General features: G+C 40.9%; 11 protein-coding genes. 9 read left to right on the top strand and 2 right to left on the bottom strand.

Features of this window, described 5'->3' with window-relative positions:
* Positions 1-63 precede the first annotated feature (63 nt).
* Genes J7E63_RS18445 through J7E63_RS18435 form a run of 3 tightly spaced genes read left to right on the top strand, consistent with a single transcriptional unit; the run spans position 64 to position 2,144 of the window.
* Positions 64-504, top strand: a complete 441-nt coding sequence (locus J7E63_RS18445) for a hypothetical protein (protein WP_215014956.1) — start codon at positions 64-66, stop codon at positions 502-504.
* Positions 465-1,238: a LamG-like jellyroll fold domain-containing protein gene (locus J7E63_RS18440; RefSeq protein WP_215014953.1), complete on the top strand. Its 774-nt coding sequence runs from the start codon at positions 465-467 to the stop codon at positions 1,236-1,238. Before J7E63_RS18445 ends, J7E63_RS18440 begins: the two co-directional genes overlap by 40 nt.
* Before the next feature lie 51 nt (positions 1,239-1,289).
* Positions 1,290-2,144 carry a PRD domain-containing protein gene (locus J7E63_RS18435; RefSeq protein WP_215014951.1) on the top strand — a complete coding sequence of 285 codons (855 nt, stop codon included), beginning with the start codon at positions 1,290-1,292 and terminating at the stop codon, positions 2,142-2,144.
* Positions 2,145-2,229: 85 nt separating this feature from the next.
* Here the strand turns inward: J7E63_RS18435 and J7E63_RS18430 are convergent, their stop codons facing one another.
* The gene (locus J7E63_RS18430) at positions 2,230-6,660 is read right to left on the bottom strand and encodes a pullulanase X25 domain-containing protein (RefSeq protein ID WP_215014943.1); all 4,431 of its coding nucleotides are present in this window, start codon (positions 6,658-6,660) and stop codon (positions 2,230-2,232) included.
* A gap of 387 nt (positions 6,661-7,047) precedes the next feature.
* Here J7E63_RS18430 and J7E63_RS18425 point away from each other — a divergent pair, with 387 nt between their 5' ends.
* Positions 7,048-8,097 (top strand): LacI family DNA-binding transcriptional regulator, encoded by a 1,050-nt coding sequence (locus J7E63_RS18425; RefSeq protein ID WP_215014939.1) that lies wholly within the window; start codon positions 7,048-7,050, stop codon positions 8,095-8,097.
* Positions 8,098-8,340: 243 nt separating this feature from the next.
* Positions 8,341-9,426 carry a Gfo/Idh/MocA family protein gene (locus J7E63_RS18420; protein ID WP_215014938.1) on the top strand — a complete coding sequence of 362 codons (1,086 nt, stop codon included), beginning with the start codon at positions 8,341-8,343 and terminating at the stop codon, positions 9,424-9,426.
* Positions 9,427-9,551: 125 nt separating this feature from the next.
* On the opposite strand, the gene J7E63_RS18415 is transcribed toward J7E63_RS18420, so the two are convergent.
* The gene (locus tag J7E63_RS18415; protein ID WP_214715162.1) at positions 9,552-10,328 is read right to left on the bottom strand and encodes an AraC family transcriptional regulator; all 777 of its coding nucleotides are present in this window, start codon (positions 10,326-10,328) and stop codon (positions 9,552-9,554) included.
* Between the two features lie 369 nt (positions 10,329-10,697).
* Between J7E63_RS18415 and J7E63_RS18410 the strand changes: the two genes are divergently transcribed.
* From J7E63_RS18410 to J7E63_RS18395, 4 genes are all read left to right on the top strand, one after another.
* Positions 10,698-11,426 carry a ThuA domain-containing protein gene (locus tag J7E63_RS18410; RefSeq protein ID WP_215014936.1) on the top strand — a complete coding sequence of 243 codons (729 nt, stop codon included), beginning with the start codon at positions 10,698-10,700 and terminating at the stop codon, positions 11,424-11,426.
* Positions 11,426-12,463, top strand: a complete 1,038-nt coding sequence (locus J7E63_RS18405; RefSeq protein ID WP_215014929.1) for a Gfo/Idh/MocA family protein — start codon at positions 11,426-11,428, stop codon at positions 12,461-12,463. Before J7E63_RS18410 ends, J7E63_RS18405 begins: the two co-directional genes overlap by 1 nt.
* 120 nt (positions 12,464-12,583) lie before the next feature.
* The gene (locus J7E63_RS18400; protein WP_215014926.1) at positions 12,584-13,552 is read left to right on the top strand and encodes a sugar phosphate isomerase/epimerase family protein; all 969 of its coding nucleotides are present in this window, start codon (positions 12,584-12,586) and stop codon (positions 13,550-13,552) included.
* 2 nt (positions 13,553-13,554) lie between these two features.
* Positions 13,555-14,325, top strand: a complete 771-nt coding sequence (locus tag J7E63_RS18395) for a sugar phosphate isomerase/epimerase family protein (RefSeq protein WP_215014999.1) — start codon at positions 13,555-13,557, stop codon at positions 14,323-14,325.
* Positions 14,326-14,360 lie beyond the last annotated feature (35 nt).

Below are 14,360 nucleotides of genomic sequence, written 5' to 3'. Positions count from 1 at the left end.
CCATTTTAGGTCTTTTTTTGTTATTAAGGTTGAATACACTGTACTAGATAAGGAGTTTTTAAAATGAAAAAGAAGAAGACTATCTGGCTGGGGCTGCTTGTTTTAGCAGTATGCTTTCTGACGATTACAGGAGTTTTAATTAAAAAACAGGTGAACACCAGATTAGAAACAACCAATATCAATCATAAGAAGGATCAACCTTTAGACCTGGTGCTTAGTAATCGTGCTCTCCATCAGTGGGGATTTGATGAAGGGTCCGGAAACATAACTCGTGATCATGCTCAATCCGTATCGTCAGTTCTTCATTATGCGTTAAAATCGGGTCCGGAATGGAAAACCGGCATTAGTGGTAAAGCATTATTATTTGATGGATATTCTAATTGGCTGGAAATCCCTTCAGAAAAGGTTCATAACCCAGCTGGGTCTTTTTCCATTGAAGCATGGGTTGCCCCGAGAGCCTATGAATGGGACGGCATGGATATATCACGTTTCAGCTTGCCATAAACGGGGAATGGCAGGAAATTTGGTCGCCAGAAGGGAAAATTTTGCCGAAAGATCAATGGTCTCATGTTGTTGCACAATTTGATAAAGAAACAACTAAAGTCTCACTTTATTTAAACGGTGTACTCATTCAAGAAAAAGCAGTGCCTCCGAATAGTGAGTTTACACCAGCAGCTCATACGCCGTTACTTGTTGGAAAACATAATCAGGCAGTCGCTGTGTCTGAGGTTTTCCAAGTTAATATGTTTAATGGATTAATGGACAATGTTTCCCTATACAACAAAGCATTCAGTAATGAATCAATTAAACGACACTATGAAGAAGCCATTAACGGCTGGAACAATAAACTGCCGATACCGGATACTTCATTTGATCGAACGGTTTATAAAGGAGACCGCTATCGTCCTAATTATCATTTTACTGCTCCACAGCATTGGATGAATGAACCACATGCACCGATTTACTATAACGGAAAATACCATTTATTTTATCAGTTTAATCCAGCTGGTCCTTTTTGGTATCAGATTCATTGGGGACATGCTACAAGTAAAGACATGATTCATTGGGAAGATAGTCCTATTGCTTTAAGTCCAACAGAGGGAACAGCAGCCAGGGATGGCGTTTGGTCCGGAAGTGCCACATATGACGAAAAGGGGGGACCCGTTCTATTTTACACAGCAGGACACGATGAAATGAAGCCGAATCAAATGACGGGTATTGCAAACCTAATATTGTAGTCAAGATTAAAATCACAGTTAATGCAAGAGCAAAAGAGGAAGGTGAAAGATATGAGAATTAATAAAATCTTAAATAATAGTGCGGTTGTAGTGAAAGACATAGACGGAGAAAAGATCGTGATGGGAGAAGGAATAGGATTCCAGAAAAGAAAGAATGATCTGGTGAATCAAGCTAAAATTGATAAAGTTTTTGTCATAAAGGATTCAAATGAGCATAAAAAATTCGAAGAAATATTACAATTATTACCGGAAGAACATATAAAAATCGCAGAAGAGATCATCACTTATGCAGAAAAGGAATTGGGTGTCATGATAAACGAGCATATCCATGTCGCTTTTTGTGATCACTTATCATTTGCAATTGAACGATTAACAAATGGCATTTCCATTAAAAATGCGCTACTTGATCAAATTAAAATTCTTTATGTAAAGGAGTTTCAAATAGGACTTTGGGCAAGGGCGTTAATCAAAGAAAACTTAGGAGTAGAAATTCCTGAAGACGAAGTTGGTAATATTGCAATGCATATCCATACAGCTAGGATGAATGCAGGAGATATGCAGGAAACGATTGATATCACTACGACTATTCAAGAAATTACAAGAATAATTGAAAGTTGCTTAAATATAAATATTGTGGAAGATACGATGTCATATGAACGATTAATTTCCCATTTGCGATTTTCGTTCAAAAGTCTATTATCAAATGGGACGAACCATGATTATGATCAAAAAATGGCTTCGATGATCAAGGAAAATTTTAAAGAAGCATTTTCCTGTGCAAAAGAAGTTGGCCAATTTGTGGAGGGGAAATACCGTGTAAAATATCCTGATGCAGAGTTAATGTATATTTCCATGCATATTCAAAGATTCTATAATCGAGCTGTTATGCGGAAACAACAGATGTGAAAGCTGATGTCAATACCAAGTCGCTTTTCTTAACTTTCGGCAAAAAAGGTCTGCCATAATCATGGCAAACCTTTTCGATTCCAACTTATTTGGTCTCGCTAATCGTTTTTGTATTGACATCGATTACATAATTCTTTGTATTCTTGGTGATGGAACCGCCGTCCCCTTTAAAGATGGTGGACTTGGTTGTATCATTTGGTTCAATGTGAACAGGTACTTGTGTCTGACCTGCTTGAAGGGTAAAGGATTGAGTGAAATTCATATCATTTCCGACTGTCATTTTTTCCCCATTGATAGTGAGGTCAGCTCCCTTAATTGCATTCCCCTTTATAGTCATAGTTGATCCATTGACATCGATTTGGCTGACTGCCAGCGGCATATCAATCCAGCGCAGAATGGTATCCTGTACAACCATTTTGTTGTTCCCTTGGTTGGTGACCACAATTTTCATATCGGTTCCTGCGGCACCATAGCCGTAGTTACTGATATCGTCATCCGAATGATCGGATGGCGTATGATCTGCTAACCCTTCATGATCCCAAGTATTGTCCCTCGTATATTTATACGTAAGCTCAGTTCCTTCTTCAAGCTCCACTGTGTATTCCCAATCAGGCGTCACAGCGCCATTACGGCTCATAGTCCAGGCACTAGTATTCCAACCATTCAAGCTGCCTGGTATATTGACCTGCGCTGCTAAAGGTGTATAATCCGGTGCATGAACCTTAAAGGTTACTTGTACCATAACTATTTCAGGGGTTACACTTACCTTGTTGGATTCCACATAGTTCCCAGCCTGGTCATAGACACGCACTTGATATTGGTAGGCAGTTCCATTTGCCACCTGATAATCACGGAAGGTGGCGGCGCTGCCGTCCAATGTTGAAAGAATTTGGCCGTCACGGTAAATGACCGTTTTAAATGGCTGATCCGGCTGCGTGAGTTTCCAGTTCAAGTTGACCTGACCAGATTCCTTGATCGGAGTGTCCAAAGTAACATCATTAGCAGGCGGGGTAGTATCAGACGTGCTGTGTGAAAAGGTCACTTCACCAGTAATTGAGTAAACCCATGTATTCCCTAAATCCGGCGTAAAGGCTATTCGGTATTCATATTTGCCCGCCTCATACGCTGTAAAGCTTCCCTGAAACTCATTTGCCTGGTCTCCCTGAGCTTGGCCATTATACAAGGCTTGGTAAGATGTCCAAGCGGTTTGGCCTTTCATTCTTACTTGGAGATCGGCCGTGATTCCTTCTGCTGCACCAGTTTCTGTCGCACCTGGAAGGTAAAAAGCTGCTTTAACATTGGTGGTCTGTGCCAGATTCAGTTCCCCGTTGTCTAAAGTAGTCAGGTCCTTAATACTAGCCTTTGCAGCATCGTAATGAGGCACAAGGCCGGATGAGGCAGCAGGTACAGATTCATTACCACTTTCATTCAAGGCCGTCACAGTAAAATAGTAGGTACGACCATTATTTAAATCGGAAATGTTCACAGAAGTACCTGTAGTTTCCTTCACTTTTGTCCATAATCCACCTGAAACTGTAGATTGATAGACATTGTATTTTGTACCTGTCCCTGTTCCTGTCCAGCTTAAAGTAACCTCCTTAGAACCAGCTGTGCCGGTAACTTCTTTAACAGGCTGTGGTTGTTTAACATCATTAACCGTTATTAACATTCTTCCGGACTCTGCTGGAACTGTTAATGACAGCTTGCCATCCTTCGTTGTAGTCAGATATTTAGGGTCCAATTGGTCCACAAAACGAAGACCATTCGCGAGCAGCACTTTTGTATCGATATCAACCGTTTGTGTGGTTTTCCCTCTGTTAATAATGACAAGGCCAGATTTTGTTTCTTTTGTCCGGACATAGGCTAACACATCACCCTTTGCGAATAAATGGTGCAGATCGCCGTGAGCGAATAGGTCAGCATTTTCCTTGCGGATTTGACCAATCTTTTGATAGTGTGCAATGAGGTCTTTGTTTTCGTTCCCCCACGGATAGGTGCGTCGGTCATCTGGGTCTTTGGATCCTGTTTGACCCGCTTCATCTCCGTAATAAATGGTTGGTGCTCCAGGGTAACCCATTTGCAGGATAGAAGCCAGCTTCAATCGCTTCACACCTTCATCGTATTTGTAGTTCGGATCTTGTTCCGCTCTGAAATACGTATCCGTTCCATTGCCTAAAAGGAAGATTGCCCGAGCTGTATCATGGGATCCCATCAGGTTCATGAGGGCATAAAAAGCTTCCTTTGGATAGTCCTCCTGTATAGCGAGAAGGGTGTTTTGTGCATTAGCGGCATTACCGTTCTTTAAGTAATCCAAAATGGCTCCGCGGAAACGATAGTTCATGACTGAGTCATATTGATCCCCTAAGAAGTACTTGGATGCATCATCCCAAATTTCACCTAGAATAAGTGGCTCTTCTTCTTTTTGAAGTGTTTTTCCGGCTCCTATCATAGTCTTGGACTTCATTTGCTTGCGGAATTCCTGCCAGAAGGAACTGTCCACTTCATTAGCTACATCCAGGCGCCAGCCAGATGAACCTCGATCAATCCAAGTTTTTCCTACTGAGTCCTTGTCATAAAAAATATAATTTGCCATTGCTGTGTTGTTAAGTTCACTTGGATGGTCAACCTTTGTGCCGTTAACGGATTCGAATACAGGAAGACTGTCGTATCCCCACCAGCCTTCATACTTATAATGCTCACCCGTCGAAACACCGTTGACTTTTTCATTTGGAACTTTAACATTTTCAATATGGAACCAGCTTTCAAAGCCGTATGGGCTAAAGGTTTGTCCTTCAGCAAGAAGTTGCTGTTTGGCCTTATCCTTAGCTGCAGTTTCAGACAATTTTTCGTTATTCATTAAATCGTAAATACGAGACCAGTATTCATAGGCACCCACTGTTTTATATTTGTGGTAGCGGTCAAAATAGATGGAATCATCAGCCACATGATTAAATACCCCGTCCAAAATCAGGTGCATGTTCCGTTTAGACAATTCCTTGGCGAAATCCTCGAATTCTTTTTCCGAGCCAAACATCGGATCCACCTGTTTATAGTCTGTTGCATCATATTTATGGTTGGACGGTGCAAGTGCAATTGGGTTTAAATATAGGGTATTGACGCCAAGTGATTGAAGGTAATCAAGCTTCGCCTTAATACCAGCAATGTCGCCGCCAAAGAAGTCGTTTGTAAATTCTCCGTCCCCTGTGTAGGAGCCAGTGCCTTGTTCATATGGATTATCCGGCAAGGAAGACCAGGAGTCGGGATGTTCGATTGGCTGGCTGCCTCGGGCTCCAATCTGATCCTTTACATGGTCATTTGCTTTGTTGCCGTTATAAAAACGGTCCGGATATATTTGATAAACAACAGCTTCCTTCATCCAATCCGGTGTTTGATAGCCCGGGTCGAAAACGGTCAATTGGAAGAGTCCTGCATTTTTATCCTCCGCTTTACCGGTATGCCCTTCCTGTGTGTCTTCTCCGTATTCCACTGTTGTATCCTGATCCCCGGCAATGAATTTATAGCCGTGAACTCCTTTGTCAGACGGTGTAAAGGTGGCTTCCCAGAACTCAATGGCCCCTTTGTCTTTTGTGTCTGACCAGCCTGTATTCTTCATCGAAAGAACCTTTGTTGTGCCTGTATTATAGTTTTTCACATACAGGCTGGCTCTGGTCAGGTCACCCTTTTTAGCCGATACCCGGAAGGTGACAGGTTTCCCTGCTGGAATTGCCCCAAACGGCGTCCGGTATACTTGGTCCCATGAATCATGATAAAGAGCATTCTTATCTATCATGCCATCAGATCCAATAGGTTTATAATCTGTATAAACTTCTTTTGTTTGGTTGTTATAGGAAAATGTGATTGTCGTATCAGAGAGTACATTCAGCTTCTCATTTGAACCAGGATAGGATTCCGTCCACTCCTTGCCCAATACAATCTTGTATTCGTAGCTGCCTCTAGGTACCTTTGCAGTAAAGGAATAGACGTTATCAAAATGGGTGTCCTCCATTAATGCTGTTGAGTCTGCCGGACTCCATGCAGTCCCTGCGTGAATGGCAGGTTGAATGGTTCCTACTAAGCGGGGCTTTTTGTCCTCATTTAAAAGTGTGTAATGGGTACTATCAGCAATGGCATGGGTATTGTCATTGTAGTAGAAGGTGACTTTTTTTTGTTCGGTCAGAGTTAGTTTAATGTTGTTTCCATCAGACGCGCCGCCGTCTCCGTAATTTTCGGACCAGCCTCCTCCAATGGCGATTTTGTATTCATATGTCCCTGCCGGCAGTGTGCCAGTAAGGCTATACAAACCATTTCCTTGGTAATCCATTTGCGTTTTGGAAGAAGATGGATCCCAATCTCCTGAATTTCCTAAAACTGTCTGCAGACTGCCAACAAGTACAACCTGCTTTGGTGTTGTTTCTGCCGCTTTGGCTGTTTGACTTGTCACAAGTCCAGAAAATAATTGAAGAATTAGTCCAACTACGGTAACAAGCGACAGCAATTTTCTCTGCTTTCTCTTCATGAAAAATCTCCCTTCCCTTACTCTATTAATCTAGGAAACCGTTTGCATAAAAGTGCACAAAAAACCGTATGTAAGATCCTTAGAGGACTGCATTATTGTGCAAACGTTTGCGCAAGCACTTTCAAAATTTATTATATCTTTTTCTCAGCACAATTCAATAGAAAACTAGAAAAAATCTAAATTTTCTGATACATCGTTACCAAAATCGGGAAGTCCTTTTTTTAGCTGTATAACTGGTTGTAAAGCCTTTATAATAAAGGGAGGATTGTGCAACCGATTTCGTAAATGTAAGTGCTGTAAAGACGATGGAATATGCAAAAATGACCGTTTCTATTATATTAAAATTAGTAGTAGTATCAATTAACTTCGAATGAGAGGGGAGAAGAAATGGCTGTTACCATTAAGGATGTGGCAAAGCTTGCAGATGTCGCCCCATCCACTGTTTCAAGAGTCATTGCCAATAATTCACGAATAAGTGAAGCGACGAAACGAAAAGTTAAAAAGGCAATGGAGCAGCTAGGGTATCATCCTAACCAAAATGCCAGAAGTCTTGCCAGTCAATCAACCCAAACAATAGGGCTTGTCATGCCGAGTTCTGGAGATGTCGTTTTTCAGAATCCGTTTTTCCCTTCTATTTTACAGGGAATAAGTGAGGGGGCCCGTGAAAAAAAATATGCTTTGCAAATGACAACAGGGAAATTAGAAAAGGAAACACTTGAAGCAGTTATTAATATGGTACAAGGGAAAAGAGTAGATGGCATGATTCTTCTTAACTCCAAGGTGGAGGATAAAGTCATTTCGTACTTAAGAGAAAGGGATTTTCCTTTTGTTGTTATTGGAAAACCTTCTAAAGATGCAGAAGAAATCACACATGTTGATAATGATAATGTTCGTGCCATGAGAGAAGCTACTGAATACTTAATAGACCATGGCCATCGGAAAATTGCTTTTATTGGAGGGAACCCAGAACTAATGGTTACGGTTGACCGTTTGAATGGGTATAGGCAGGCTTTAAAAAAGGCAAACATTCCTATAAAAAATGAATATATCCTTCATGAGGAATTCCTAAGGGAAGGCGGTCAAGAGGCGGTGAGTGAGTTAATGGCACTTGAGCAACGCCCAACTTCACTCGTAGTGGTGGATGACTTAATGGCACTAGGTGTTCTTAGTACATTAGATGAGCTGGGAATCAGGGTTCCGGAAGAAATCTCAGTCGTTAGTTTTAATAACGTCCTCTTAGCAGAAATGTCCAAACCACCGTTAACTTCAGTGGATATTCATATTTTTGAGCTTGGATATCAAGCATCGAGGAGTTTGATTCAACTAATCGAAGATCGGACAGAACCAACCAAGCGCATTATCATTCCTCATAAATTGGTTGAACGTCAATCATGCAGTCACCAAATTCCTATAAGCGATTCGAAGCATTCGATGTGATTTGCACCGAGTGCTTTTCCTTATTCTTGCGAAAAATGGGCGAAAGGTCATTTAACACGTTAATTGAACTTTGAAGGAAGAATGAAAAATAGCAAAATAATAGATATTTCAATTATATTATCTATGTTTATTTGCATATCCAAGATATAAGATGTAATCAAATAAGTAATGTTTTGAAAAAGCAGAAGTGAGAATTAAAGAAAGCCTATAGAGAAAATGATGGCAAAAAAAGGAGATATAAAAATGACGAATAGAAACTATCATTTAGTTATAGTTGGTTACGGTGGTATGGGAAGCTATCATGGAAAGCTGCTCAAAGAAAACCAAAACATAAATGTCGTTGGAACCTATGATATTCTGGAGGAAAGAAGAGCCGCTTCCTTGGCTGATGGATACAAGGTATATGAAAGTTTAACTGCTGTTTTAACCGACGATTCTGTTGATTTTGTTCTTATCGCCACTCCTAACGATGTGCATAAAGAAATCGCAGTCGCAGCCTTAAACGCCAAAAAGCATGTAATTTGTGAAAAGCCGGTCACTATATACAGTGAAGAGTTAATCGAAATTATGCAGGCTGCAAAAATGAATGATAGAGCGTTTATTGTGCACCAAAACCGCAGATGGGATGAAGACTTTCTAACGATAAAAAAAGTATACGATGAACTGATTATCGGAGATGTCTTTCATATTGAATCACGGGTACAAGGAGCAAACGGGATTCCGGGAGACTGGCGCCATCAGAAGGCTTATGGCGGGGGGATGCTGCTGGACTGGGGTGTCCATTTATTAGATCAACTTCTATTTATGATCGACAGTAAGATTACGAGTGTCTATGCCAATTTAAGTTATATTTTAGGGAACGAAGTAGACGATGGTTTTCAAGTGTTTATCACGTTTGAAAACGGCACCACCTCTTTAGTGGAAGTGGGAACAACAAACTTCATTCAACTGCCGCGGTGGTACGCAAAAGGAACAACAGGAACGGCAGTCATCCATGATTGGGATATTAACGGTAAAATCGTGAGACAAAATCGGGGAGTGGAGGTAGAAGCTCCGAAACCGATTAAAGCCGGGCAAGGGTTGACGAAAACGATGGCACCTCCGTCTGAAAAAGCTGTCAGTACATCGGATTTACCGAAAGTAGATAAGACGATGGAAAGCTTTTATGACAATGTGATTTCTGTAGTTGAAGGAAAAGCAGAACCAATCATCAAAAATGAGGAAGTTTTGCGTGTCTTACAATTGATGGAAACGATTTTTAAATCAGCAGAGACAAACGAAGTCATCAAAGACTTTGATAGGGTAATGGACGGGAAAATCCTATTTTAGATATATAAATGTGGATTGTATCAAATAATAGAAAAGCTAGAAATACTGATGTGAAGTGGGAAACTCAGTGATTTCTAGCTTTTCTAATTTTATTAAAACATTACATGTATAGGAAAATATTTAATCTAGTATTCTATCCGCCTGTACGCACCAGGAGCAACGCCGTATTTCTTTTTAAATACCTTATGAAAGTAAGGATAAGTTCCGAAGCCGCAGTCTTCAGCAATCTGTTCAAGTGTCAGTGTAGTGTATTTCATCCGCTCAATGGCCGAGGATAAGCGGATTGCCTGCGCGTATTCCATCATCGTTTTCCCAACGCTGCTTTTGAATAGATGAACGGACCTTGAGACGCTGAGCCCAGCATGCTGCGCCACATCCTCCACTTTAAAGGCGATCGTGGCATGCTCCTCAATGTAACGCATCATCCGTGTCACCGTATACGGGTGACTGAAGGATCGGCCAGTTTCGCTGATAGCCCGTTCCAGAGATAAACAGAGCGCTCGCAGCAAATAGCCGGAGAGCTCTTCGTTTTGGCTGGATGATGGACGGCGTTTTTCAATCATGATCTGGCGCCATAAGGTCAACAGCTTTTCATCCAAATCGATTCGGGAAACATCCGGCTTTTCAGAACGGCTCCACCATTCGTCCATCCACGCGCCTTCACAAACTAAGTGATAATCCCCACTGTTTTGCCCCTCTTTGACAAGCAGTTCATAGTGATCCCCAGGTTTAATGAGCAGTAGGTCACCTTTCGCAAGTTCCATTTTTCTCCCCTTCACGACTACTTCGCAGAGACCTTCTGTTTGCAGTCTGAAAAGATACGAAGGGTATCCGGATTTATGTTGTGAATGATATCCATTTGTGTGAAAGGAATAGCCGCAAAAAAATATGTTCGTCGTCATAAGCTCCCTCTATTCTAACAAAATAGAAAAATAGCAAAATAGTAGATGTTTTAATTATATCATCTATGTTTATTTGTAGATATACAATATAAGATGTAATCAAATAAGTAATGTTCCAAGAAAGTGGGGGATAAGTATGATCAAAATTCCAGTGATAGAGTTTGAGCTCTTTTGGAATCTATCACAAACCAATTATAAATGGACTATTAATTATTCTGGGTTTTTCTCACCTAAATTTTTTTAAATTTAACGTCAAAGGATTATTAGGTTCAATATTTTCCACCCTATCTGTCAATGTAAGCCGTTTCATAAATTCTATTAATCTCTAAAATTAACTGTAAAGTATTCAACTAAAAGGAGTCGTTCATCATGTTGAAAGTAACTGTATGGAATGAAAATCGTCATGAACAAAAAAATCCAGTCGTACGAGATATTTATCCAACCGGGATCCATGGTGCGATTGCCCAATTCCTTCAGTCTGAAGGAATCGTAACAAGAACGGCTACTCTTGATGAGCCGGAACATGGCTTAACCGATGAAGTACTAGCTGCTACCGATGTATTAGTTTGGTGGGGACATCTAGCACATGGAGAAGTGAAAGATGAAGTAGTACAGAAAGTACAACAGCGTGTTCTAGATGGAATGGGACTGATTGTTCTCCACTCCGGCCATTTTTCAAAAATCTTTAAAACATTAATGGGAACCAGCTGTGATTTAAAATGGCGGGAAGCTGATGAAAAAGAACGACTTTGGGTTGTGAGTCCAAGCCATCCGATAACAGAAGGAATCAATGAATATATTGAATTAGAAAAAGAAGAAATGTATGGGGAGCATTTTGATATCCCACAGCCAGATGAGCTTATTTTTACAAGCTGGTTTGAAGGCGGCGAAGTATTCCGCAGTGGCTGTACATACAAACGTGGAAATGGGAAAGTATTTTATTTCAGACCGGGCCACGAAACCTATCCAACCTACCATAACGAACAAATTCAACGTGTTATTATTAATGCGGTAAAATGGGCTGCGCCTGTCAAAAGGGAACGTCCTGTCTACGGAAATGCGAAACCATTAGAACCAATCAAAGGGGGACAAAAATAATGAAAAAGTTAAAAGTTGGAGTAATCGGATGTGGCAGTATTGCCCAGCATCGTCATTTACCTGAATATAAAGCGAACCAAAATGTAGAGCTAGTGGCTGTTTGTGATATCAATGAAAGCCGGGTTAAGGAAATAGCAGAGAAATATGAAGTCACTGCTTACACAAACTATGAAGAGTTATTAAGCAGCGGAACGGTTGATGCAGTCAGCGTTTGTACACCAAACTATCTTCATGCCCCAATTTCGATTGCCGCCTTAAATGCCGGCCTTCATGTTCTTTGTGAAAAACCAATGGCAACTTCTAAACAAGAAGCCGAAGCAATGATTGCCGCGGCCAAAGAAAGTGGCAAGAAGTTAATGATTGCTCATAATCAGCGTTTTGTCCCTTCCCATCAAAGAGCACGTCAGCTGATTGCAAGCGGGGAAATCGGCAAAATTTATAGTTTTCGCACAGCATTCGGGCATGGCGGTCCAGAGGGATGGAGTGTAGATGGGAAAGAAAGCTGGTTTTTTGAAAAAGAAAAAGCCTTCGTTGGTGCAATGGGCGATTTAGGTGTCCATAAGACCGATTTACTGAGGTATGTACTAGGTGAAGAAATTACTGAGGTGGGTTCTTTCGTTGAAACAAGTGCCAAAGAATTTGCTGATGTTGATGACAATGCGGTTTGTGTATTAAAAACAGAAAGCGGGATTATCGGAACACTTGCAGCAAGTTGGGCTTATGTCAGTAAGGAAGATAATTCAACGATTATTTATGGTGAAAAAGCCATTCTACGGTTAGAGGATGATCCAACTAATTCACTTGTCGTTCAATATGCCAACGGTGAAGTCGTAAATTATCAGCTTGGAAAAATTCAGTCGAATGCTGCGGGCGGCCAACGTACGACACATGTAATCAACCATTTTGTAGATGCTGTTATTCATAATCAAGAGACACCTGTTCCTGGTGAGGAAGGAAAAAAATCGCTAGAGGTAATTTTAGCAGCCCTTCAATCAAGTGAAACAAAACAAATTGTTAAAGTGAGCGAGCTATCCTAATTTTGCATTAGGTATAAAGGGTGGTGGACTTTACCAGGCTGCCATCTCTCTTTTGATGTCTACAACCTATCAAGGATCAATAGTATAAAGTGCGAGCAGTTATAGAGAGGGGAATTCATTATGAGACTTGGAGTTTTTACCGTATTATTTGCTGAAAAATCATTCGAGGAAATGCTTGATACAGTTAAAGAAGCCGGACTACATGCAGTTGAAATCGGAACGGGATGCTATCCTGGAAACAACCACTGTGATTTAGATGGGTTATTGGAAAGTGAAGAAGCTAGACGTGAGTATATCCAAAAGGTAGAGGAACGCGGTCTGGTAATCAGTGCATTCAGCTGTCATGGAAACCCGATTTCTCCTGAAAAAGAATTTGCTCAAAACTCGCACGAAACACTCTTAAAAACCATTAAACTTGCTTCGCTTCTCGAAGTGCCGGTTGTTAACTGTTTTTCAGGCACAGCAGGAGATCATGAAGGGGCGAAATATCCAAATTGGCCTGTAACACCTTGGCCGAATGAATATGGCGACGTGTTAAAGTGGCAATGGGAAGAAAAACTGATTCCTTATTGGAAGGAAGTTGGCCAATTTGCTAAGGAGCACAACGTGAAAATAGGACTTGAACTACACGGAGGTTTTTTAGTCCACACACCATATACACTTTTGAAGCTGCGTGAGGAAACCTGTGATGCCATTGGCGCTAACTTAGACCCAAGTCACCTATGGTGGCAGGGAATTGATCCAGTTGCAGCAATTAAAATTTTAGCAAAAGAAAATGCGATTCACCATTTTCATGCAAAAGACACATACATTGATCAGGAAAACGTGAATATGTATGGATTAACGGATATGCAGCCATATGGAGAAGTGAAAACGAGGGCTTGGTCCTTCCGTTCGGTTGGCTGTGGACATAGCATCAAAGAATGGTCAGACATGATGAGTGCACTAAGAACCTATGGCTATGATTATGTGGTCAGCATCGAACATGAAGACCCAATTATGTCTATTAACGAAGGGTTCAATCGGGCAGTAACCAATTTAAAATCAATCTTAATTGAGGAACCAGTTTCCCAAATGTGGTGGGTGTAATGATGAAGAATATACCAGTTGCCGTCCAAATGTATACCTTACGGGAAGAAAGTGAAAAAGATTTTGCGGGAACATTGAAAAAAGTAGCAGAGCTCGGTTTTGATGGAGTGGAATTCGCTGGTTATGGTGGATTGACAGCGAAAGAAGTTAAATCGTTATTAGATGAGCTTGGCCTTCGCGCTGCAGCAAGCCACGTCCCGCTTGAACAATTGGAAACCAAGTTGTCTCAAGTCATTGAGGATATGAAAATATTAGGAAGTAAGTATATTGTCTGCCCTTACTTGATGCCAGATCGCCGAAGTGAACAGGATTATCAAGCGCTTATTTCTTTATTAAATCATGCGGGTGAAATATGCCGAAAAGAAGGTATTACCCTTTGTTATCACAATCATGATTTTGAACTAGAGTGCTTGTCGGATGGAAGAATGGCATTAGAAGCCATTTTTGATGATACAAGCATCGACCAGGTAAAAGCTGAACTTGATATCTATTGGTTGACTAAAGCCGGTGAAAAACCTGTTGAATGGATCAATCGTTATAAAAATAGAACACCGCTCATTCATTTAAAAGATATGACCACGGATGAAGAACAATTTTTTGCAGAACTTGGAACAGGTGGCGTTGATCTTGAAGCAGTACTTAATACCGGAGAAGAAGCCGGTGTAGAGTGGTGGGTGGTCGAACAGGATATGAGCCGCCGTACGCCGTTTGAAAGTATTGAAATCAGCATCAATTACTTGAAATCGAAGCTGCCACATCTTGTGAACAAATAACTGAAATGTGGTATAGAAAGTTGAACGAACTGAGG

Source organism: Bacillus sp. ISL-75, from assembly GCF_018613095.1.
This window is presented reverse-complemented; position numbering and strand designations above follow the sequence as displayed.